Origin of the sequence: Leclercia barmai, from assembly GCF_049312895.1 — a bacterium.
GTDB classification, from domain to species: Bacteria; Pseudomonadota; Gammaproteobacteria; order Enterobacterales; family Enterobacteriaceae; genus Enterobacter; species Enterobacter barmai.
This window is the reverse complement of sequence record NZ_JBMNWZ010000003.1, coordinates 47,649-70,531: the sequence shown is the minus strand read 5'-3', so window position 1 is coordinate 70,531 and position 22,883 is coordinate 47,649. Positions and strand designations below refer to the sequence as shown.

Genomic DNA, 22,883 nt, shown 5'->3' with positions numbered 1-22,883 from the left:
CCGCTTACCGGGCCTACGGGACGTGCCGTTGTAGGCCGGGTAAGGCGAAGCCGCCACCCGGCTTTTTTATTTGTGGTTATCGTGCTTCTGGGTAAGGTTGGACAGGCCCTGACGGTAGCGCTGCTCCAGGGTTTCCCGGTTGGTGGCGGTCACGTCCAGATCCCGCAACAGGCCATCATGAATACCGTAGGCCCAGCCGTGGATCGTCACTTTCTGCCCGCGTTTCCAGGCTGAGCGCATAATAGTGGAGTGGCCCAGGTTGTAGACCTGTTCCATCACGTTCAGTTCGCACAGGGTATCCAGGCGACGCTCCTGCGGCATTTGCCCCAGCAGTGAGCTATGTTTGAACCAGATATCACGAATGTGCAGCAGCCAGTTGTCGATAAGACCCAGTTCCGTGTTTTCAACCGCCGCCTGGACGCCGCCGCAGCCGTAGTGACCGCAAATAATGATGTGTTCCACTTCAAGAACATCAACGGCATACTGCACCACCGACAGGCAGTTCAGGTCGGTGTGGATCACCAGGTTTGCAACGTTGCGGTGGACGAACAGTTCGCCAGGTTCGAGGCCGGTCAGACGTTCAGCCGGAACGCGGCTGTCGGAGCATCCAATCCAGAGAAAGCGGGGTTTCTGCGCTTTAGACAGTTTCTCAAAAAATCCGGAATCTTCTTCCAGCAGCATCTTTGACCATAGTGCGTTATTGCTGATGAGTGTATCTATGTCATTCATGGAGGCTAACGGCCTGTAACCGAGTGATTGCGTTGCGCTACTATAGGGTAACCCGACTTTTAATGAAACCACACAACGTGTGTCAGAACTATAGGTAAGTTTAATTCATGGCGATTGCACTTGAGCTTGAGCAACTTAAAAAAACCTATCCGGGGGGCGTCCAGGCGCTGCGCGGCATAGATCTCAAAGTAGAAGCCGGTGATTTTTATGCGCTTCTGGGGCCTAACGGGGCAGGTAAATCCACCACCATCGGGATTATCAGCTCGCTGGTGAATAAAACCTCCGGCCGGGTAAGCGTGTTTGGCTATGACCTGGAGAAAGACGTGGTCAACGCCAAACGCCAGCTGGGGCTGGTGCCGCAGGAGTTTAACTTCAATCCGTTTGAGACCGTTCAGCAGATTGTGGTGAACCAGGCAGGCTACTACGGCGTGGAGCGCAAAGAGGCGGTTGAGCGCAGCGAAAAATACCTTAAACAGCTCGATCTGTGGGAAAAACGCAACGAACGTGCGCGGATGCTGTCCGGCGGCATGAAGCGTCGTCTGATGATTGCCCGCGCCCTGATGCATGAGCCAAAACTGCTGATACTGGATGAGCCTACCGCCGGGGTGGATATTGAACTTCGCCGCTCGATGTGGGGTTTTTTGAAGGATTTGAACGACAAAGGCACCACGATCATCCTCACCACCCACTATCTGGAAGAGGCTGAGATGCTTTGTCGTAACATCGGCATCATTCAGCACGGCGAGCTGGTGGAAAACACCTCGATGAAAGCGCTGCTCTCCAAGCTGAAATCAGAAACCTTTATTCTCGATCTGGCGGCGAAAAGCCCGCTGCCGAAGCTGGAAGGCTATCAGTACCGCCTTGTGGATACCTCAACGCTGGAAGTGGAAGTGCTGCGCGAGCAGGGGATCAACAGCGTCTTCAGCCAGCTGAGCCAGCAGGGGATTCAGGTATTAAGTATGCGTAACAAAGCAAACCGACTGGAAGAGCTGTTCGTCTCGCTGGTCCATGAGAAACAAGGAGATCGCGCATGATGCAGCTTTACTGGGTGGCGCTGAAAAGTATCTGGGCCAAAGAGATCAACCGCTTTATGCGCATCTGGATCCAGACCCTGGTGCCGCCGGTGATCACCATGACCCTCTACTTTATTATCTTCGGCAACCTGATCGGCTCGCGGATCGGTGAGATGCACGGCTTCACCTACATGCAGTTTATCGTGCCGGGCCTGATCATGATGGCGGTGATCACCAACGCCTACGCCAACGTGGCGTCATCGTTCTTCAGCGCCAAGTTCCAGCGCAACATTGAGGAGCTGCTGGTGGCCCCGGTGCCTACGCATGTTATTATCGCCGGTTACGTCGGCGGCGGGGTGGCGCGCGGGCTTTGCGTCGGCGTGCTGGTCACGGCCATTTCGCTGTTCTTCGTGCCGTTCCAGGTTCACTCCTGGCTGTTTGTCGGCCTGACGCTGCTGCTGACGGCGGTGCTGTTCTCGCTGGCGGGCCTGCTGAACGCGGTGTTCGCCAAAACCTTTGACGACATCAGCCTGATCCCGACCTTCGTCCTGACGCCGCTGACCTATCTCGGCGGGGTGTTCTACTCCCTGACGCTGCTGCCGCCGTTCTGGCAGGGGTTGTCACACCTGAACCCGATCGTCTATATGATCAGCGGCTTCCGCTTTGGCTTCCTCGGGATTTCCGACGTGCCGCTGGCGACCACCGTTGGCGTGCTGGTGATCTTTATCGTTGCCTTCTACCTGCTGTGCTGGAACCTGATCCAGCGCGGACGCGGACTGCGCAGCTAATCCTCATGCCCGGCGGCGTTCTGCGGCCGGGCTGCTTTATTGACCACAGTCACCTCCGATTCTTCTCCCTGCCGCTAAACTACCCCTTTCTGATGAGAGGTGACGATGCTGGGTTGGGTAATAACGTGTCATGATGAACATGCGCAGCAGATGGCGGATCAACTCGCCGTCCGCTTTGGGCCGCTGACGCAGTGCCAGGTGGTGAATTTCTGGCGTGGCCTCAGCAGTAATATGCTCAGCCGCATGCTGTGCGATGCCCAGCATCAGGTCGACAGCGGTGACGGGGTGATCTTTCTGACCGATATCTCCGGCGCGGCGCCGTATCGCGCGGCGGCGTTACTGAGCCACAAGCATGAGAACTGCGAAGTGATCTCCGGCATCAGCTTGCCGCTGCTGGAGATGATGTATCCCCTGCGCGAAATGACCGACAGCAGCGGCTTTCGCGACACCATCGTGGCCCGCGGCGCGCCGGACGTCAGCAGCCTGTGGCATCAGCAGCAGAAAAACCCGCCCTTTGTCCTGCTCCACGGGCTGGAGAAATATTAAGCATTGGTATTGCTGACGCTTTTGTTACAATGGCGTCCGATTTTCGTCCTGAATAACTTTCAACTATGTCCGCGCGCATCCTTTTCCTGCTTCTGCTGCTGATCTCCGGCGGCGCATCTGCCAGTCTGTTAAGCCAGCAAGGGGCTCTGGCCCGCTATATGCAAACTACCGAGGATGCGGCTATCTGGGCCCAGGTGGGCAACAACGTTGTGACGGTGGGCAACGTGCGTGCCGGGCAGATCGTGGCGGTCGTTCCTACGTCGGCGGATTACTATGAGTTCCGCTTTGGCTTTGGCACCGGCTTTATCGACAAAGGGCATCTGGGCGAGGTGCAGGGGAAACAGCGGGTGGAGGATAGCCTTGGCGATCTGAACAAGCCGCTCAGCAACCAGAACTTGATCACCTGGAAGGATACTCCGGTCTACAACGCGCCCAGCGCAGGCAGCGCCCCGTTCGGCACCCTGGCGGACAATCTGCGTTATCCGATCCTCAACAAGCTCAAGGATCGCCTGAATCAGACCTGGTATCAGATCCGCATCGCCAACCGCCTGGCCTGGGTCAGCAGCCTGGATGCGCAGGAGGATAACGGCCTGCCGGTGCTGACCTATCACCATATTCTGCGTGGCGAAGAGAACACCCGTTTCCGCCATACCTCAACCACCACCAGCGTCCGCGCCTTCAACAACCAGATGGCCTGGCTACGTGACCAGGGGTACGCCACGTTGAGCCTGTATCAGCTCGAAGGCTACGTGCGCAATAAGATGAACCTGCCGGCCCGGGCGGTGGTGATCACCTTTGACGACGGTCTGAAATCGGTCAGCCGCTACGCCTGGCCGATCCTGAAGCAATACGGCTTTCACGCCACGGCGTTTATTATCTCCTCCAGGATCAAAGCCCATCCCCTGAAATGGGATCCGAAGTCGCTGCAGTTTATGAGCATTTCCGAGCTGCGGGAGATCCAGGATGTGTTTGACGTGCAGTCGCACACCCATTTCCTGCACCGGGTGGATGCAAATCGCCATCCGATCCTGCTGAGCCGCAGCTATCACAATATCCTGATGGATTTCAAACACTCCCGTCGGGCGCTGGCGCAGTTTAACCCGCACGTGCTCTATCTCTCGTACCCGTTTGGCGGCTACAACGATATCGCGGTGAAAGCGGCGAATGATGCCGGTTTCCACCTGGCGGTGACGACGGTAAAAGGGAAGGTGAAACCGGGAGATAATCCGTTCTTACTGAAGCGCTTGTACGTTCTCAGAACGGATTCTTTAGAGACCATGTCGCGGCTGATCAGCAATCAGCCGCGGGGTTAGGATCAGGCAACCTGGACAGGGATCGCTTTCGCGGTGCGTTTCATCTCGTTGTCACCTTCGAAGTAGGCGACTTTCGGCTGCCAGCGGCGGGCTTCTTCGTCGGACATCATGACAAAGCTCGCGATGATGACGATGTCACCCACGTTGGCACAGTGCGCTGCCGCACCGTTCACGGAGATGATTTTAGAGCCCCGTTCTGCCGCGATAGCATAGGTTGAGAAACGATTGCCGTTGCTCACATTCCAGATATCAATGGCTTCGTTTTCAAGAATACCCGCCGCGTCGAGAAAATCCTGATCGATCGCGCAGGAGCCTTCATAGTGCAGATCGGCCTGAGTGACCTTCACACGGTGAAGCTTACCTTGCAGCATTTTGCGAATCATGATGTTACCTTTACTCTTCTTCGTAACCCACTTGCCCGCAAGTGGGGAGGGAAACTAATCCGTTAGCTATCTAGCAGCTCAATAGTTACTGAGCCAGTTCAACGACTGTATTGTCGATCAGGCGCGCCTGACCGAGCCACGCAGCAACCAGGATAACCGCGCGTTTGCTGGTGGCAGACAGTTCCAGCAGCGTATCGGCATCGCGGATCTGAATATCATCAGCCCGGAAACCTTTTTCATTCAGCTCTTGTTCGGCAATGGCGATAATCTCTTCGCTGCTGAGCGCTTTCTGCTGCAGCTTTTCGACCATGGCACTCATCACTTTGTACAGGCCCGGCGCGATTTTGCGCTGGTCTGGCGTCAGATAGCCGTTGCGCGAGCTCAGCGCCAGGCCGTCTTTGGCGCGCACGATGGGCACGCCAACGATGTCAATGTCGTAGCCCATGTCGGCCACCATCTTGCGGATCAGCGCCAGCTGCTGGAAGTCTTTCTCACCGAAGCAGGCGATATCCGGCTGCACCAGGTTAAACAGCTTGCTGACGATGGTAGAGACGCCGCGGAAATGACCCGGTCGGCTGGCCCCTTCGAGCATGGTGGAGATGCCCGGCACATCCACAAAGGTGGTCTCTTCGGTGCCCTTCGGATAGACATCATTCGGGGCCGGGGAGAAGACGAAATCAACCTGATGCTTTTTCAGCTTCTCGCAATCTTCCTGCAGCGTGCGCGGGTAGCGGGCCAGGTCGTCGGCGCGGTCAAACTGCATCGGGTTGACGAAAATACTCACCACCACCACATCGGCGCGGGCTTTGGCTTCGTCCACCAGCTTCATATGACCGTCATGCAGGTTGCCCATGGTAGGCACCAGCGCGATACGTTTACCTTCCTGGCGCAGGCGGCGAATATGCTGGCGCAGCAGCGGCAGGGTTTCAATGATTAGCACAACAAGACTCCTTACTGGAAACTGTGTTCTTCACCCGGGTAAACACCCGATTCAACGTCGGCAATATACTGCCTGACTGCGCCGCGCATGTCGCCTGCGTCGATAAGGAAATTCTTCGCAAATTTCGGGATGTGCCCGCCGGTAATACCAAACGCATCGTGCATCACCAGGATCTGGCCGTCGGTGACGTTACCGGCACCAATGCCGATCACCGGAATAGAGAGCGCCTCGGTGATGCGTTTCGCCAGCGCCACCGGCACGCACTCCAGCACCAGCAGCTGTGCGCCTGCGGCTTCTAAGGCCAGCGCATCATCAAACAGCGTCTGGGCGGCGTCACCGCGCCCCTGCACCTTGTAGCCGCCAAAGATATTGACCGACTGCGGGGTTAATCCCAGATGACCGCAGACCGGCACCGCGCGCTCGGTCAGCATGCGGACGGTGTCAACCAGCCAGGCGCCGCCTTCCACTTTGACCATGTTGGCCCCGGCGCGCATCACGGTGGCGGCACTTTCAAACGCCTGCTCCGGCGTGGCGTAGGCCATAAACGGCAGATCGGCGAGCAGCAGGCAGGCCGGTGCCCCGCGGCGCACCGCCCGGGTGTGATAAGCAATATCGTCTACCGTCACTGGCAGGGTGGAGTCATGTCCCTGGACCGTCATCCCTAACGAGTCGCCGACCAGCATGACGTTGATACCCTCTTCGGCAAAGAGTTTTGCGAAGCTGTAGTCATAGGCCGTAATGGTGGCGAAGCGCTGCTTGTCCTGCTTGCATTTCTGCAAGGTGGCGATGGTGGTTGGTTTCATACTGTTTCCTGATAGCCCAAAGCGAATCTTTGCGCATTCTAACAGTAACATTCGAGGGAACAATGATTTTAGGCAACCGATTAACCACAAATATTTCGTGGTTAATCAGCAGAAATTTGCTGTTACCAGCGGGCCGGTTTTTCGGCGTTCAGCTGCGCCAGCAGGGCGCGGAGGCTTTCACCGTCAGGGAAGATCAGATCGGGGGCAATTTCAAACAGCGGCCAGAGCATAAAGCCGCGATTTTTCATGTCGTAATGCGGCACAATCAGGCGTTCGGTGTTAATCACCGCATCGCCAAACAGCATGATGTCGAGATCCAGAGTACGCGGTCCCCAGCGCTCTTCCTTACGTACGCGCCCCTGCTGCAGCTCGATGCGCTGGGTGTTGTCCAGCAGCGCGTCGGCGCTAAGGTTCGTTTCCAGCGCGATGGCGGCGTTCAGGTAGTCGGGCTGATCCTGCGGGCCCAGCGGAGGGGTGCGGTAAAAGGCGGAGAGGGCGACAACGCGGGATTGCGGGACGTCGCCCAGCGCCTGGACGGCAGCATTAACCTGCTCCAGCGGAGAGGCCAGATTGCTGCCGATGGCGATATACGCAAGCGTCATGCCGCGCCTTCGCGACGTGGGGCGCGCTTGCGTGGACGACGGTGACGACGACGCGGGGCTGGCTCTTCATCGAGGTCGGTGAGCATGTCTTTCTGCGCCGGCGGGGCGGAAACCTGGAATTCACCCCACCACTGCACCAGAAGCTGCAGCTCGCGGTTGTTTTCGGCTTCGGCACGCAGGGCCATCAGATCGTAAGCGGCGCGGAATTTTGGATGCTCCATTAACTTCCAGGCGCGTTTACCCTGACGACGGGACATCCGCAGCTGAAGCTGCCAGATATCACGTACCAGCGTGGTAATGCGTTTCGGGATCGCCAGCGAACGGCAGGCTTCATCCAGCACGTCGTTGGCGGCCAGCGCGAAGGCATCGTAGTAGGCAAGGCCGCTTTCCTGGGCAATCTTCTGCGCCGTTTCCAGCAGCGGATACCAGAACATCGCCGCAAAGAGGAACGCCGGATTAACGCGCATATCGTTCTGAATGCGGTTATCGGTATTCTTCAGCACCTGGTCAATGATGCGTTCCATCGCGCTGTCACCTTGTTCGGTGAAGTTGCGCGTAATGGTCGGGAACAGGGGCTGGAACAGGCTGTATTCGCGCAGCAGCTGATAGGTGGCAAAACCGTGGCCCGCCTGCAGCAGCTTCAGCGCCTCTTCAAACAGACGCGCCGGAGGCACATCGTTGATCAGCGTTGCCAGGCGCGGGATCGGCTCGGCGGTCTCAGGGCTGATGCGCATATCCAGCTTGGCGGCGAACCGCACGGCACGCAGCATACGCACCGGATCTTCACGGTAGCGCGTCTCCGGGTTGCCGATCAGGCGGATCACGCCGGCTTTCAGATCCGGTACGCCACCGACGAAATCGCGGACGGTAAAGTCAGCCACGCTGTAATAAAGGCTGTTGATGGTGAAATCGCGACGCTGGGCATCTTCTTCGATAGAACCAAAGATGTTGTCACGCAGCAGCATGCCGTTCTGACCCTGTTGAGAGGTCGTACGGTCTGATGGGGTGCCTTCGTGATGACCACGGAAGGTGGCCACTTCGATGATCTCCGGCCCAAACATGACGTGGGCAAGACGGAAGCGGCGGCCAACCAGACGGCAGTTGCGGAATAATTTGCGCACCTGCTCAGGCGTGGCGCTGGTGGTCACGTCAAAATCTTTTGGCTTTTTGCCTAACAGTAAGTCACGCACCCCGCCACCAACGAGATACGCCTCATAGCCAGCTTTATTCAGACGATAAAGGACCTTCAGGGCGTTTTCACTGATATCTTTGCGGGAAATAGCATGCTGCTCGCGCGGAATAACCGACATCGTATTTTGAACAATGACGTCGTCCGCCATGCTCTCATCGCGGCTCAGCACCTTACGGCAAAAATTAGCGACTCGGGTAAAAATAGTACACCTCGGTAGTGTGTGTTTCAGAATTCAGGACAAAAAATAGCGGCTAATCATAGCTCAGCGAGACGCATTTGAGAATGCTGGATTTTCGGCACGCTATTTAGCGACCAGCGGGAGACCGCTTTTTCCAGCAATTCGTCGGTGCGCAGATCCTGCCACTCATTTGTTACATCCTGGTTTAGAAATTGTAAAGCATTGATAAGAACAGGGCGAGGATCGCCGGTCGGTAATGGGGGGGCATGATTCTGTTTCGAGAGTTTCATCCCTTTTTCATTCACCACCAGCGGCAGATGAATATAGTCAGGAACCGGCCAGCCAAACAGCTGGTAGAGCGAAATCTGCCGCACGGTAGGTTCAATCAGATCCGCCCCGCGAACAATTTCGGTCACCCCCTGGAAATGGTCATCCACCACGACCGCCAGGTTATAGGCAAACAGCCCGTCCCGCCGGTGGATAATAAAATCTTCTCCCGCCAGGCGCGCATCGGCGTGGAGTTCACCCTGTAAGCGATCGGTAAAGCGGGTCACCGGATGCTCCTGCACCACTCTCACCGCCGCGTTTTCCGGGCCGTGATGCAGCGTGCGGCAGTGGCCGTCATAGACGCCCCCGACGCTCTGAATGCGGGCTCGGGTACAGGTGCAGTAATACGAGAGACCCTGGGCGTGCAGCCAGGCAAGGCGTTCGCGATAGGCGTCGTGCCGTTGGGACTGCCACAGCACGTCGCCGTCCCAGTGCAGGCCGTAATGTTCCAGCTGACGCAGAATGGTCTCTGCTGCACCGGGAACTTCACGAGGAGGGTCGATATCTTCAATTCGCACACGCCAGATACCCTGTCGGGAACGGGCTTGCAGATAGCTGCCAAGCGCGGCAATGAGCGAGCCAAAATGCAGTTCGCCAGAAGGGGATGGCGCGAAGCGCCCAATATAGTCAGCAGGCATAATTACACAGCGCAGAAAGTAATCAGGCGGGAGAGGACTCCCGCCTGTGATAGCGTTATGACAGGGCTGGAATTAACCGGCCATCTGTTTTTCGCGGATTTCTGCCAGCGTTTTGCAGTCGATGCACAGGTCGGCTGTTGGACGGGCTTCCAGACGACGAATGCCGATTTCGACACCGCAGGACTCGCAGAAGCCGAAATCTTCGTCTTCGACTTTTTTCAGCGTCTTCTCAATCTTCTTAATCAGTTTGCGTTCGCGGTCACGGTTACGCAGTTCGAGGCTGAACTCCTCTTCCTGGGCGGCACGGTCTACCGGATCCGGGAAGTTAGCGGCTTCGTCCTGCATATGTGTAACGGTGCGATCGACTTCATCCCTGAGTTGATTACGCCATGCTTCAAGAATTCGCTTGAAGTGCGACAGCTGGGCTTCGTTCATATACTCTTCGCCCGGCTTCTCTTGATACGGCTCCACCCCAGCGATGGCGAGAATACTCAGGGACGATGTTTTACGGTTTTGCCCTTCTTGCATGTTGCTTCTCCTTAACACGCACTATCGATCCCCGTGTTGGGGGAAAAATCAGGCCGCTATAAATAGCAGATGCTTTTCCAGATGGCAATTATCTAAACGTAACACTTGACAAGCCTGTGAGGAAAAGCGTATTTGCGCACACGACCAGAATACTTATTAGCCAACGCTCAGCCCCCTTTATAACGAGACGGGAAGAGCGGATCTCAGAGTCATATTATCGGCAGAAAGTTCCGCTTTATAAGCCAAAACCTCCACCCCCTGCTTTTGTGCCTCATTCAACAGTTGCGCGTACTTAGGGTCAATATGGCGGGCAGGTGAAAAGCGTGCAATTGCGCTATGTAAAACCGCAAACAACAGCACGGCGCGTTTGCCCGCCGCCGCTACACTTATGAGCTCCCGGAGGTGCTTCTGCCCTCGCAGCGTCACCGCATCCGGAAAATAGCCATTGTCCTTTTCAGCTAACGTCACTGATTTCACTTCAATATAGCACTCGGGGCGATCGTCTGCCTGCAACATAAAGTCAATTCTGCTGCTTTCGCTGCCATATTTCACTTCGCTTTTTAGGGTCTTATAGCCGCACAGCTCAGGAATTAAATCCAGACTAATCGCTTCTTTGACCAACTGGTTTGCCCGCAGCGTATTTACGCAAATATATTCTCCGTCGGCGGTCTGGGTTATTTCCCAGGTGTACGGGTATTTGCGCTTGATATTGGTGGAGGTGGAGTACCACACCGTGTCGCCCGGCGTGGCGCAGCCGGTCATCGCCCCGGTATTGGGACAGTGCAGCGTCAGGGCAACGCCCTCAGGTGTCACCACATCGGCCAGAAAACGTTTATAGCGTTGCACCAGCGTGGCGGGTTGTAGGGCAGGGGTAAACTGCATGCAGATTCCTTGTTATTCGGTCAGCGTCCAGCGCTGAAGCGGCGTATAGCGCGTGCGCCCGCCGGCAAAACGGCTCTCATAGAGGACAAATTCCTTCACCGGAAACGTCCACTGAAAACCCGGCGGCGGAATGGCGACGGCATGGCTGGCGTCGCGCAGTAACGTGATATGCGGATGAAAGGGCTGCGGGCTCTGATAGCAGCCGCTGCGCGCCGCCTGGGCCCGCAGCATGTTGGCCAGCTGCAATAGCCCCCGCGGCGGCTGGCGGGTTCCCAGCCACACTACCCGGGAGCGCAGCCACTGTCCGGCATCGTCCAGGGTCAGGGTAAATCCCGGCTGGCGGATGCGTCCGGCCATCGCCGCCAGCGCCTGCTGCTTTTCAGGGCTGACATCCCCTAAAAACGCCAGCGTCAGGTGCAGGTTGGCGGCAGCCACCGGGCGGCCCGCTTCCGGCGCAAAATGGTCGGCGCGCCAGCGGACGATCTGCCGCTGGATCGGGGCAGGCATTTCAATGGCAAAGAACAACCTTTTTGACTCGGACATACGGGGTACTCGGTAATGAATTGTGGCGATGCTACAATGTACGCCGTCTAAAGTTAACCCTCTGGAGCCATTCGTGTCCTTGTTGCCGGTCGCTGCTGTCCTTCCCGATCTCCTTCTCGCGTTACAACACGCCCCCCAGGTTCTGCTGAACGCGCCAACCGGTGCGGGGAAGTCGACGTGGCTGCCGCTGCAAATTCTGGCCGGGGGGTCGGTCAACGGCAAAATCATCCTGCTTGAACCGCGCCGGATCGCGGCCCGTAACGTGGCGCAGCGTCTGGCGGAGCTGCTGGGCGAAAAGCCCGGGGAGACGGTTGGCTACCGGATGCGGGCCGAAACCTGCGTCGGGGAGAACACCCGGCTGGAGGTGGTCACCGAAGGGATCCTCACCCGCATGCTGCAGCACGATCCCGAGCTGACCGGCGTGGGGCTGGTGATCCTTGATGAATTCCACGAGCGCAGCCTGCAGGCGGATCTTGCCCTGGCGCTGCTGCTGGACGTTCAGCAGGGGCTGCGCGACGATCTTAAGCTGCTGATCATGTCCGCGACCCTGGATAACGAGCGGCTCCAGCGCCTGCTGCCGGACGCGCCGACCCTTATCTCTGAGGGCCGCACCTTCCCGGTGGAGCGCCGCTATCAGTCGCTGTCGTCCCAACTGCGCTTTGACGAGGCGGTGGCAGTGGCGACCGCCGAGCTGCTGCGTCAGGAGCCGGGCTCGCTGCTGCTGTTTTTACCGGGCGTGATTGAGATCCAGCGCGTGCAGGAGCAACTGGCGCGTCGCGTGGGCGATGACGTGGTGCTCTGCCCACTGTATGGCGCGCTGTCGCTTGCCGAGCAGCGTAAAGCGATCCTGCCCGCCCCGGCAGGACAGCGTAAAGTGGTGCTGGCGACCAACATCGCCGAAACCAGCCTGACCATCGAAGGCATCCGGCTGGTGGTGGACTCCGCCCAGGAGCGGGTGGCGAATTTCGACCCTCGCAGCGGCCTGACCCGCCTGCTGACCCAGCGCGTCAGCCAGGCATCGATGACCCAGCGCGCCGGGCGTGCCGGGCGACTGGAGCCGGGCATCTGCCTGCATCTCACGCCGTTTGAGCAGGCTGAGCGCGCTGCGGCGCAGGGTACAGCTGAAATCATGCAAAGCGATCTCAGCGGCCTGCTGATGGAGCTGCTGCAGTGGGGCTGCCGGGATCCGTCGCAGTTAAACTGGCTGGATCTGCCGCCAGCGACTAACCTTGCGGCGGCCCGTCGTTTGTTAACCCAGCTTGGGGCGCTGGCCGGGGAGCAGCTTACCGCCTTTGGTCAGAAGATGGCGAAGCTCGGCAACGATCCGCGGCTGGCGGCGATGCTGGCCAGCGCGTCGGATGAGGATGATATTGCGACGGCGGCAAAACTGGCCGCTATCCTTGAACAGCCGCCGCGCGGGGCCAGCAGCGATCTGGCTCAGGCCTTCTCCCGCAATCAGCCGGAGTGGCAGCAGCGCGCCCGGCAGCTGAGTTCGCGACTGAACAGCCGGGGCGGGGCGCCGGACAGCGACCGGGTGCCCGCGCTGCTGGCGAAGGCGTTTCCCGACCGCATCGCCCGCCGTCGCGGGCTGGATGGCCGCTACCAGCTGGCAAACGGCATGGGGGCGATGCTGCAGAGCGACGACGCCATGACCCGTCACGAGTGGCTGATTGCCCCGCTGCTGCTGCAGGGCAGCCAGTCGCCGGACGCGCGCATTTTGTTGGGCCTGGCCGTGGATATCGATGCCCTGATCGGTGCTTGCCCCGATCTGGTGGAGCAGTCCGACACCGTGGAGTGGGATGAGGCGCAGGGCACCCTGAAGGCGCTGCGGCGCACGCAGATTGGCCGCCTGACGGTGAACGTCAGACCGCTGGCGAAGCCCTCGGAAGAGGAGCTGCATCAGGCGATGCTCAACGGCATCCGCGACAGAGGGCTCAGCGTGCTGAACTGGACCCCGGAGGCGGAGCAGTTCCGGATCCGTTTACACTGTGCAGCCAGGTGGCTGCCGGAGTACGACTGGCCCGCGGTGGACGATGCCTCGCTGCTGGCAGATCTGGAAAACTGGTTACTGCCGCAAATGAGTGGCGTACACTCCCTGCGCGCGCTGAAAGCGCTGGATGTGAAGGCGGCGTTACAGAACTTAACCGACTGGTCGTTACGTCAACGTCTGGATACCGAGCTTCCGGGGCATTACACTGTGCCGACCGGCAGCCGGATAGCCATTCGTTATCATGAAGATAATCCTCCGGCGCTGGCGGTACGGATGCAGGAGATGTTTGGCGAGGCGACCACGCCTGCCATTGCGCAGGGGCGTGTGCCGCTGGTGCTGGAGCTACTGTCACCGGCCCAGCGCCCGCTGCAGATCACCCGCGATTTGGGTGCTTTCTGGGCCGGGAGCTATCGCGAGGTGCAAAAAGAGATGAAAGGGCGTTATCCCAAACATGTCTGGCCGGACGATCCGGCAAATACTGCGCCCACCCGGCGCACGAAGAAGTATTCGTAGTATTTGTAGGCCGGGTAAGCGCAGCGCCACCCGGCGATGCCCTCTCCCACAGGGAGAGGGAGAAACACGGTTTATTTTGAGAGATTTCTTCTTCCTCCATCAGGGGGAAGAACTGAGAATCGGGCCTTTGCGCCTGATAGTTGCGGAGAGAAAGCATGGCGGGGAATGACCGCGAGCCAATTGGACGTAAAGGAAGACCTGCACGTCCGGCAAAAGAAAAGGCAGGGCGTCGACGCCTCAGAGATGAGGAGTACGACGATGATGTCGACAATGAGTATGACGATGACGCACCTGCGCCACGTAAAGGGAAAGGCAAAAAGGGTAAACCTCGTGGCAAGCGCGGCTGGTTCTGGCTGCTGCTGAAGCTGTTTATTGTTTTCGTCGTCCTGCTGGCGATCTATGGCGTCTATCTGGATCAGAAGATCCGCAGCCGTATCGACGGGAAAGTCTGGCAGCTGCCTGCGGCGGTCTATGGCCGGATGGTTAACCTTGAGCCGGATATGTCCATCAGCAAGAACGAGATGGTCAAGCTGCTGGAGGCGACCCAGTACCGCCAGGTGACGAAGATGACCCGTCCCGGCGAGTTTACGGTGCAGGCGAAAAGCATTGAGATGATCCGCCGTCCGTTTGACTTCCCGGACAGCAAAGAGGGGCAGGTGCGCGCGCGTCTGACCTTCGACGGCGATCGTCTGGAAACCATCGAGAACATGGAGAACAACCGTCAGTTCGGTTTCTTCCGTCTCGATCCGCGGCTGATCACCATGCTCTCCTCGCCAAACGGCGAGCAGCGCCTGTTTGTCGCGCGTAACGGCTTCCCGGATCTGCTGGTGGATACCCTGCTGGCGACCGAAGACCGTCACTTCTATGAGCACGATGGCGTCAGCCTGTACTCCATTGGCCGTGCGGTGCTGGCGAACCTGACCGCCGGACGGACGGTGCAGGGGGCGAGTACCCTGACCCAGCAGCTGGTGAAGAACCTGTTCCTCTCCAGCGAGCGCTCCTACTGGCGTAAGGCCAACGAAGCGTACATGGCCGTGCTGATGGATGCCCGCTACAGCAAAGACCGCATCCTTGAGCTGTATATGAACGAGGTCTACCTCGGTCAGAGCGGCGACAATGAGATCCGCGGCTTCCCGCTGGCGAGCCTCTACTACTTTGGTCGTCCGGTGGAAGAGCTGAGCCTCGATCAGCAGGCGCTGCTGGTGGGCATGGTGAAGGGCGCGTCCATCTACAACCCGTGGCGCAATCCGAAACTGGCGCTGGAGCGGCGTAATCTGGTGCTGCGTCTGCTGCAACAGCAGCAGGTGATCGACCAGGAGCTGTACGACATGCTCAGCGCGCGTCCGTTAGGCGTACAGCCGCGCGGCGGCGTGATCTCCCCGCAGCCTGCCTTTATGCAGATGGTGCGTCAGGAGCTGCAGACCAAACTGGGCGATAAAGTTAAAGATCTCTCCGGCGTGAAGATCTTCACCACCTTTGACTCCGTGGCGCAGGATGCCGCAGAGAAGGCGGCGGTGGAAGGTATTCCGGCGCTGAAAAAACAGCGCAAGCTGAGCGATCTGGAGACCGCGATGGTGGTGGTCGATCGTACCACCGGTGAAGTGCGGGCGATGGTCGGCGGTGCAGAACCGCAGTTCGCGGGCTACAACCGCGCGATGCAGGCACGCCGTTCGATCGGTTCTCTGGCAAAACCGGCGACCTATCTCACCGCCCTGAGCCAGCCGAACCAGTATCGTCTGAACACCTGGATCGCCGATGCCCCGATTGCCCTGCGCCAGCCGAATGGCCAGGTGTGGTCGCCGCAGAACGACGATAAGCAGTACAGCGGACAGGTGATGCTGGTGGATGCCCTGACGCGTTCCATGAACGTGCCGACGGTTAACCTCGGGATGGCGCTGGGTCTGCCAGCGGTCACCGATACCTGGCTGAAGCTGGGCGTGCCGAAAGATCAGCTGCATCCGGTTCCGGCCATGCTGCTGGGGGCCCTGAACCTGACGCCAATCGAAGTGGCGCAGGCGTTCCAGACCATCGCCAGCGGCGGCAACCGTGCCCAGCTCTCTGCGCTGCGTTCCGTGATCGCAGAAGATGGCACACCGCTCTACCAGAGCTTCCCGCAGGCGGAGCGTGCTGTACCGGCGCAGGCGGCCTATATGACGCTCTGGACCATGCAGCAGGTTGTGCAGCGCGGCACTGGCCGTCAGCTTGGGGCGAAGTATCCTGGCCTGCATCTGGCGGGTAAAACCGGGACCACCAATAACAACGTCGATACCTGGTTTGCGGGCATCGACGGGCGTGAAGTGGTGATCACCTGGGTAGGGCGCGACAACAACCAGCCGACGAAGCTGTACGGTGCCAGCGGGGCGATGTCGATTTACCAGCGCTATCTGGCTAACCAGTCGCCGGTTCCGCTGACCCTGACGCCACCGGAAGATATCGTGGATATGGGCGTAGATCAGTCGGGCAACTTCGTGTGTGGCGGCGGGATGCGTAGCGTGCCGGTCTGGACCACCAATCCGGACTCCCTATGCCAGGCGCCAGCGCCGCAGCCAACGGGCAACCCGTTTGAGCAGTCTTCTCCTCAGCAGCAACAACAGCCGCAACAGCAGCAGCCGCAGCAGCAGAATGAGAAGAAGGACAGCGACGGCGTCGCCGGCTGGATCAAGGATATGTTCGGCGGTAATTAATACTGTTTCCCTCTCCTGCGGGAGAGGGATTTTTCACCTCAATTAAACATCCCACCAACAGTAACATCCCCGTTTATTAACCCTGTATTTTCCATTGTTTAATTCTTATACCCTCAATTCCTGTAGGGGCGCATATCACTTGCTATGCCGTGAATGTTTCGCATAATATGCTGCGGTCATAATAATAATTCTCGTTTACGTTATCATTCACGCTTTCATCAGAGACATACCAATGGCGCATTCTAAAACTGCTCAGCCAATGCAATCTTCGCTGCGTAAAATCGCAGTTGTTGTAGCCACAGCGGTTAGCGGCATGTCTGCTTACGCTCAGGCTGCAGAAACCCCTAAAAAAGAAGAAACCATCACCGTTACCGCAGCGCCTGCTCCACAGGAGAGCGCCTGGGGTCCGGCGGCGACCATCGCAGCACGTCAGTCTGCTACCGGCACTAAGACGGATACCTCCATTGAGAAGGTTCCGCAGTCGGTCTCCGTGGTCACCGCGGAAGAGATGGCCCTTCACCAGCCACGCTCGGTAAAAGAAGCCCTGAGCTACACCCCTGGGGTGGCCGTCGGCACGCGTGGGGCGTCTAACACTTATGACTACCTGATTATTCGTGGCTTTGCGGCCGATGGCCAAAGCCAGAACAACTACCTCGACGGTATGAAGATGCAGGGCAACTTCTACAACGACGCGGTAATTGACCCTTATATGATCGAACGCGCGGAAGTGATGCGCGGGCCGACCTCCGTTCTGTACGGCAAAAGCAGCCCGGGCGGCCTGCTGAACATGGTCAGCAAACGTCCGCTGACCGAGCCGCTGAAAGAGGTTCAGTTCAAGGTAGGTACTGACAGCCTGTTCCAGACCGGCTTTGACTTCAGCGACGCGCTGGATGACGACGGCGTTTACTCCTATCGCCTGACCGGACTGGCGCGTTCCAATAATTCGCAGCAGGAAGGTAAGGGCGAGCAGCGTTACACCATTGCGCCGTCCTTCTCCTGGCGTCCGGATGATAAAACGAATTTCACCTTCCTCTCCTATTTCCAGAACGAGCCGGAGACCGGTTATTACGGCTGGCTGCCGAAAGAGGGTACCGTTGATCCGCTGCCAAACGGCGATCGCCTGTCGACCGACTTCAACGAAGGTGCAAAAAACAACACCTACTCCCGTAACCAGAAGATGGTCGGGTATAGCTTCGATCACGAGTTTAACGACACCTTCACCGTGCGTCAGAACCTGCGTTTTGCGCAGAATAAAACCTCGCAAAACAGCGTCTACGGCTACGGCATGTGTTCCGATCCACTCTATTCGAGTAACCCGGCATCCAGCCCTTGCGCGAGCGTTCCTCAATCGCAGTGGGGACACACGCTGACTCGCCAGTACGTTATCGATAACGAGAAGCTGGAAAACTTCACTGTTGATACGCAGTTGCAGAGCAAGTTCGCGACGGGTTCTCTCGATCATACTCTGCTGACTGGCGTTGATTTCATGCGCATGCGTAATGACATCGACTCGTGGTTTGGTTATGCCGGTTCCGTAGCTCCATCTGATATCTATAACCTTGATCGTAGCGACTTCGATTTCGGTTCACATCCTGGCCCGTCAGGCGCCTATCAGGTACTGAACAAGCAGAAACAGACCGGTCTCTACGTTCAGGATCAGGCGCAGTGGGATAAAGTGCTGGTTACCCTGGGCGGCCGTTACGACTGGGCTGAGCAGGATTCGCTCAACCGCGTCACGAGCACCACGGCATCACGTGATGACAACCAGTTCACCTGGCGTGGCGGCGTTAACTACCTGTTCGATAACGGCGTTACCCCGTACTTCAGCTACAGCGAATCCTTCGAGCCGTCCTCCCAGAGCGATGCACAAGGTAAGCCGTTTGCCCCTTCAAAAGGCAAACAGTACGAAGTGGGCGTGAAGTATGTCCCAAGCGATCGTCCGATCGTGCTGACCGGTGCGCTGTACCAGTTGACCAAAACCAACAACCTGATGGCCGATCCTGCGGGCTCGTTCTTCTCGGTTGAAGGTGGCGAGATCCGCGCCCGCGGCGTGGAAATTGAAGCCAAAGCGGCGCTGTCTGCCAGCGTCAACGTGGTGGGTTCCTATACTTACACCGACGTGGAGTACACCACCGACACCAACTACAAAGGCAACACGCCGGCACAGGTGCCTGAGCACATGGCCTCCCTGTGGGGTGATTACACCTTCTATGATGGTGCGCTCTCTGGCCTGACGCTGGGTACCGGCGGTCGCTTCTCCAGCTCCAGCTATGGCGATCCGGCGAACTCCTTCAAGGTCGGCAGCTACGCGGTGATGGATGCCCTGGTGCGTTACGACCTGGCGCGCGTTGGTATGGCGGGCTCGAACGTGGCGCTGCACGTGAACAACCTGCTGGATCGTGAATACGTCGCCAGCTGCTTCAACACCTATGGCTGCTTCTGGGGTGCTGAACGTCAGGTTGTCGCGACTGCGACCTTCCGCTTCTAACCTCTAAATTTGGGCACGTTTTTCGTGCCCTTTTCTTTACTTAAGTTGGCTGACATGCAGGAAAACAACCCGCAATCCGATACTACCTTTGCCCTTGATGGCGTCTCCTTTCGCGTTCCTGGACGCACGCTGCTGCATCCGCTTTCGCTGACCTTTCCCGCAGGCCAGGTGACCGGCCTTATCGGTCATAACGGCTCCGGCAAATCCACCTTACTGAAAATGCTGGGCCGCCATCAGTCGCCGTCAGAGGGCGATATCCTGCTCGACGGACAACCGCTGGAGAGCTGGAACAGCAAAGCCTTTGCCCGCAAGGTGGCCTATCTGCCGCAGCAGCTGCCGCAGGCGGAAGGGATGACCGTCCGCGAACTGGTGGCGATTGGCCGTTATCCGTGGCATGGCGCGCTGGGCCGTTTTGGCGTGGCCGACCGCGAGAAAGTGGAAGAGGCGATTGCGCTGGTGGGCTTAAAGCCGCTGGCCCATCGTCTGGTGGATAGCCTGTCCGGCGGCGAGCGTCAGCGGGCGTGGATCGCCATGCTGGTGGCGCAGGACAGCCGTTGTTTACTGCTGGATGAGCCCACATCCGCCCTCGATATCGCCCATCAGGTGGACGTGCTGGCGCTGGTGCATCGCTTAAGCCAGCAGCGCGGCCTGACCGTGATTGCGGTGCTGCATGACATTAACATGGCGGCGCGCTACTGCGATTATCTGGTGGCGCTGCGGGGCGGAGAGATGATCGCCCGTGGCACGCCGGACGAGCTGATGCAGAGCGAGACGCTGGAAACCATCTACGGAATTCCAATGGGTATTCTGCCGCATCCGGCCGGAGCGGCACCGGTGAGCTTTGTCTATTGATGCCTGATTTTATGATTAGCCGTCGCCGCCTGCTGACGGCCATGGCCCTTTCGCCGCTGCTGTGGAAAATGAACGCCGCGCAGGCTGCCGCCATCGATCCACAGCGCATTGTGGCCCTCGAGTGGCTCCCGGTTGAGCTGCTGCTGGCGCTGGGCGTTACCCCCTATGGCGTGGCCGATATTCCCAACTACACCCTGTGGGTGAACGAGCCGCGGCTGCCGGAGTCGGTTATCGACATCGGCCTGCGTACCGAGCCCAACCTCGAACTGCTCACCCAGATGAAACCCTCTTACCTGGTCTGGTCGGCCGGGTATGGTCCGTCAGAAGAGAAGCTGGCGCGGATTGCGCCGGGACGGGGTTTTGCCTTCAGCGACGGGAAAAAGCCGCTGACCAATGCCCGTAAATCGTTAAGCGAGATGGCCCAGCTGCTGAATCTGGAAAGCGCGGCCCGTTCGCATCTGGATCACTTCGACAGCGTGATAGACAGCTACAAACCGCGCTTTGCCGGTCGCGGCGATCGCCCGCTGCTGATGGTCACTCTGCTCGATGCCCGCCATATGCTGGTGTTTGGCAATAACTGCCTGTTCCAGGAAGTGCTGGATCGCTATGGAATTAAAAACGCCTGGGAAGGGGAGATGACCTTCTGGGGTAGTACCGCCGTTGGCATCGATCGTCTGGCGGCGTTTAAGGATGTGGATGTGCTCTGCTTCGATCACGGCAATGAACGCGAAATGCAGACCCTGATGGCGACGCCGCTGTGGCAGGCGATGCCGTTTGTTCGCCAGCAGCGCGTCAAGCGCGTACCGGCGGTGTGGTTCTACGGCGCGACGCTGTCGGCCATGCACTTTGCCCGCACGCTGGACAACGCGCTGGGAGGCCAGGCATGAGATCCCGGATCGCCCTTTACCCGGCGCTGTTCATAGCGATGCTGCTGGCCGTTGCGCTGGGTTTAACCTGGTGGAACCTCAATCTGGCCCTGCCGCGCACGCAGTGGGGCGCCGCGCTGGTCGCCCCCGATATCGATAATATTCAACAGATGCTGTTCCACTACAGCCTGCTGCCACGGCTGGCGATCTCGCTGCTGGTGGGGGCAGGGCTTGGGCTGGTGGGCGTGCTGTTCCAGCAGGTGCTGCGTAATCCGCTGGCGGAGCCGACCACCCTGGGTGTGGCAACCGGCGCTCAACTGGGGATGACCATCATCACCCTGTGGACGCTGCCGGGCGCGCTGGCACCGCAGTTCGCCGCCCTGGTGGGCGCCTGCGTGGTAGGCGCGATCGTCTTTGGCGTGGCCTGGGGCAAACGCCTCTCGCCGGTCACCCTGATCCTCGCCGGGCTGGTGGTGAGTCTCTACTGCGGGGCGGTGAACCAGCTTTTAGTCATTTTCCATCACGACCAGCTGCAAAGCATGTTCCTCTGGAGCACCGGAACCCTGACGCAGACCGACTGGAGTATCGTCCAGCGCCTGTGGCCGCAGCTGCTGGGCGGCGTGCTGCTGACCCTGCTGCTGCTGCGCCCGCTCACCCTGATGGGGCTGGACGATGGCGTGGCGCGCAACCTCGGGCTGGCGCTGTCGCTGGCGCGTCTGGCGGCGCTGACCCTGGCGATTGTCATCAGCGCCCTGCTGGTGAACGCCGTGGGCATTATCGGCTTTATCGGCCTCTTCGCGCCGCTGCTGGCGAAAATGCTCGGTGCGCGGCGTTTGCTCTCCCGGCTGATGTTGGCTCCGCTGATTGGGGCGCTGATCCTCTGGCTCTCTGACCAGGTGATCCTCTGGCTGACCCGGGTGTGGATGGAAGTCTCTACCGGTTCCGTGACCGCCCTGATTGGCGCGCCGCTGCTGCTGTGGCTGCTGCCGCGTCTGCGAAGCATGAGCGCCCCGGCGATGAACGCGGGTGACAAAGTGCAGGCCGAACGTCATCACGTGGTGTGGTTTGCCCTGGTGGGCGGCGCGGTGCTGTTGCTGGCGGTGATAACGGCGATGGCGTTTGGCCGCGATGCGCAGGGCTGGCACTGGGCGAGCGGGGCGATGCTCGACGAACTTCTGCCGTGGCGCACACCGCGTATTTTTGCCGCCCTGATGGCCGGGGTGATGCTGGCGGTGGCGGGCTGCATCATTCAGCGCCTGACCGGTAACCCGATGGCGAGCCCGGAAGTGCTGGGGATCAGCTCCGGGGCGGCGTTCGGCGTGGTGCTGATGCTCTTCTTTGTGCCGGGCAATGCTTTCGGCTGGCTGATGCCTGCGGGCAGCCTTGGCGCTGCGGCGACGCTGCTGATTATCCTCGTCTCCGCCGGACGCGGGGGCTTCTCGCCGCACCGGATGCTGCTGGCGGGGATGGCGCTGAGCACCGCCTTCACCATGCTGCTGATGATGCTGCAGGCCAGCGGCGATCCGCGCATGGCGCAGATCCTGACCTGGATCTCGGGTTCAACCTATAACGCGACGACCGAGCAGGTGATGAGCACCGGGATAGCCATGATCGTCCTGCTGGCGCTGGTGCCGCTCTGCCGTCGCTGGCTGACGGTGCTGCCGCTGGGTGGCGATACCGCCCGCTCGGTGGGCATGGCGCTGAACACCTCGCGCATCGGCCTGCTGCTGCTGGCGGCGGCGCTGACCGCAACCGCGACCCTGACCATCGGTCCGCTGAGTTTTATCGGACTGATGGCGCCGCATATCGCGCGGATGATGGGCTTCCGTCGGACGATGCCGCACATTGTGATGTCGGCGTTAATCGGGGGGATCATGCTGGTGATAGCCGATTGGTGCGGACGGATGGTGCTGTTCCCGTACCAGATCCCGGCAGGGCTGTTATCCACCTTTATCGGCGCGCCGTACTTTATCTATCTTCTGCGGAAACAGAGCCGATAAAAAAGCCGGGTGGCGGCTCCGCCTTACCCGGCCTACAAAACCCTCGAACCGTAGGCCGGGTAAGGCGAAGCCGCCACCCGGCATA

20 protein-coding genes are annotated in these 22,883 nt (G+C 59.2%); 10 read left to right on the top strand and 10 right to left on the bottom strand.

Features of this window, described 5'->3' with window-relative positions:
* Positions 1-66: 66 nt before the first annotated feature.
* A complete protein-coding gene (gene can / locus ACOYA6_RS13040) occupies positions 67-729 on the bottom strand; it encodes a carbonate dehydratase (RefSeq protein ID WP_039030338.1) in 663 nt (220 codons plus the stop codon).
* Between the two features lie 107 nt (positions 730-836).
* On the opposite strand from can, the gene ACOYA6_RS13035 reads away from it, so the two are divergent.
* The 4 genes from ACOYA6_RS13035 to ACOYA6_RS13020 all read left to right on the top strand — a co-directional run bounded on the left by ACOYA6_RS13035 (position 837) and on the right by ACOYA6_RS13020 (position 4,389).
* A complete protein-coding gene (locus tag ACOYA6_RS13035; protein WP_039030337.1) occupies positions 837-1,763 on the top strand; it encodes an ABC transporter ATP-binding protein in 927 nt (308 codons plus the stop codon).
* Positions 1,760-2,530, top strand: coding sequence for an ABC transporter permease (locus ACOYA6_RS13030; protein WP_032616576.1), 771 nt, complete (start codon positions 1,760-1,762; stop codon positions 2,528-2,530). Before ACOYA6_RS13035 ends, ACOYA6_RS13030 begins: the two co-directional genes overlap by 4 nt.
* A gap of 105 nt (positions 2,531-2,635) precedes the next feature.
* Positions 2,636-3,076 carry a PTS sugar transporter subunit IIA gene (locus tag ACOYA6_RS13025; RefSeq protein WP_422654808.1) on the top strand — a complete coding sequence of 147 codons (441 nt, stop codon included), beginning with the start codon at positions 2,636-2,638 and terminating at the stop codon, positions 3,074-3,076.
* 65 nt (positions 3,077-3,141) lie between these two features.
* Positions 3,142-4,389 carry a polysaccharide deacetylase family protein gene (locus tag ACOYA6_RS13020; RefSeq protein WP_422654807.1) on the top strand — a complete coding sequence of 416 codons (1,248 nt, stop codon included), beginning with the start codon at positions 3,142-3,144 and terminating at the stop codon, positions 4,387-4,389.
* Between the two features lie 2 nt (positions 4,390-4,391).
* On the opposite strand, the gene panD is transcribed toward ACOYA6_RS13020, so the two are convergent.
* The 9 genes from panD to thpR form a co-directional block, all read right to left on the bottom strand.
* Positions 4,392-4,772, bottom strand: a complete 381-nt coding sequence (panD, locus tag ACOYA6_RS13015; protein WP_039030334.1) for an aspartate 1-decarboxylase — start codon at positions 4,770-4,772, stop codon at positions 4,392-4,394.
* 85 nt (positions 4,773-4,857) lie between these two features.
* Positions 4,858-5,712 (bottom strand): pantoate--beta-alanine ligase, encoded by an 855-nt coding sequence (panC, locus tag ACOYA6_RS13010; RefSeq protein WP_138370452.1) that lies wholly within the window; start codon positions 5,710-5,712, stop codon positions 4,858-4,860.
* Positions 5,713-5,723: 11 nt separating this feature from the next.
* A complete protein-coding gene (panB, locus tag ACOYA6_RS13005; RefSeq protein WP_039030332.1) occupies positions 5,724-6,515 on the bottom strand; it encodes a 3-methyl-2-oxobutanoate hydroxymethyltransferase in 792 nt (263 codons plus the stop codon).
* A 122-nt stretch (positions 6,516-6,637) separates the two neighbouring features.
* Positions 6,638-7,117, bottom strand: coding sequence for a 2-amino-4-hydroxy-6-hydroxymethyldihydropteridine diphosphokinase (folK, locus tag ACOYA6_RS13000; RefSeq protein ID WP_422654806.1), 480 nt, complete (start codon positions 7,115-7,117; stop codon positions 6,638-6,640).
* Positions 7,114-8,511, bottom strand: a complete 1,398-nt coding sequence (pcnB, locus tag ACOYA6_RS12995; RefSeq protein ID WP_205735744.1) for a polynucleotide adenylyltransferase PcnB — start codon at positions 8,509-8,511, stop codon at positions 7,114-7,116. The genes folK and pcnB overlap by 4 nt, the downstream gene beginning before the upstream one ends.
* A 53-nt stretch (positions 8,512-8,564) precedes the next feature.
* A complete protein-coding gene (gene gluQRS / locus ACOYA6_RS12990) occupies positions 8,565-9,455 on the bottom strand; it encodes a tRNA glutamyl-Q(34) synthetase GluQRS (protein WP_422654972.1) in 891 nt (296 codons plus the stop codon).
* A gap of 69 nt (positions 9,456-9,524) precedes the next feature.
* Positions 9,525-9,980, bottom strand: a complete 456-nt coding sequence (dksA, locus tag ACOYA6_RS12985) for an RNA polymerase-binding protein DksA (protein ID WP_012016093.1) — start codon at positions 9,978-9,980, stop codon at positions 9,525-9,527.
* Between the two features lie 177 nt (positions 9,981-10,157).
* The gene (gene sfsA / locus ACOYA6_RS12980; RefSeq protein WP_039030329.1) at positions 10,158-10,862 is read right to left on the bottom strand and encodes a DNA/RNA nuclease SfsA; all 705 of its coding nucleotides are present in this window, start codon (positions 10,860-10,862) and stop codon (positions 10,158-10,160) included.
* A gap of 12 nt (positions 10,863-10,874) precedes the next feature.
* The gene (gene thpR, locus ACOYA6_RS12975) at positions 10,875-11,405 is read right to left on the bottom strand and encodes an RNA 2',3'-cyclic phosphodiesterase (RefSeq protein ID WP_138370456.1); all 531 of its coding nucleotides are present in this window, start codon (positions 11,403-11,405) and stop codon (positions 10,875-10,877) included.
* Positions 11,406-11,478: 73 nt separating this feature from the next.
* Here thpR and hrpB point away from each other — a divergent pair, with 73 nt between their 5' ends.
* The 6 genes from hrpB to fhuB all read left to right on the top strand — a co-directional run bounded on the left by hrpB (position 11,479) and on the right by fhuB (position 22,798).
* Positions 11,479-13,908, top strand: coding sequence for an ATP-dependent helicase HrpB (hrpB, locus tag ACOYA6_RS12970; protein WP_422654805.1), 2,430 nt, complete (start codon positions 11,479-11,481; stop codon positions 13,906-13,908).
* Positions 13,909-14,063: 155 nt separating this feature from the next.
* Positions 14,064-16,592 (top strand): bifunctional glycosyl transferase/transpeptidase, encoded by a 2,529-nt coding sequence (gene mrcB, locus ACOYA6_RS12965; RefSeq protein ID WP_422654804.1) that lies wholly within the window; start codon positions 14,064-14,066, stop codon positions 16,590-16,592.
* A 232-nt stretch (positions 16,593-16,824) separates the two neighbouring features.
* Positions 16,825-19,080 carry a ferrichrome porin FhuA gene (gene fhuA / locus ACOYA6_RS12960; protein WP_039030325.1) on the top strand — a complete coding sequence of 752 codons (2,256 nt, stop codon included), beginning with the start codon at positions 16,825-16,827 and terminating at the stop codon, positions 19,078-19,080.
* 54 nt (positions 19,081-19,134) lie between these two features.
* On the top strand, positions 19,135-19,932 hold the full coding sequence (gene fhuC, locus ACOYA6_RS12955) for a Fe3+-hydroxamate ABC transporter ATP-binding protein FhuC (RefSeq protein WP_039030324.1): 798 nt from the start codon (positions 19,135-19,137) through the stop codon (positions 19,930-19,932).
* A complete protein-coding gene (gene fhuD, locus ACOYA6_RS12950; RefSeq protein WP_422654803.1) occupies positions 19,932-20,819 on the top strand; it encodes a Fe(3+)-hydroxamate ABC transporter substrate-binding protein FhuD in 888 nt (295 codons plus the stop codon). Before fhuC ends, fhuD begins: the two co-directional genes overlap by 1 nt.
* Positions 20,816-22,798: a Fe(3+)-hydroxamate ABC transporter permease FhuB gene (gene fhuB, locus ACOYA6_RS12945; protein ID WP_422654802.1), complete on the top strand. Its 1,983-nt coding sequence runs from the start codon at positions 20,816-20,818 to the stop codon at positions 22,796-22,798. Before fhuD ends, fhuB begins: the two co-directional genes overlap by 4 nt.
* Positions 22,799-22,883: the final 85 nt, after the last annotated feature.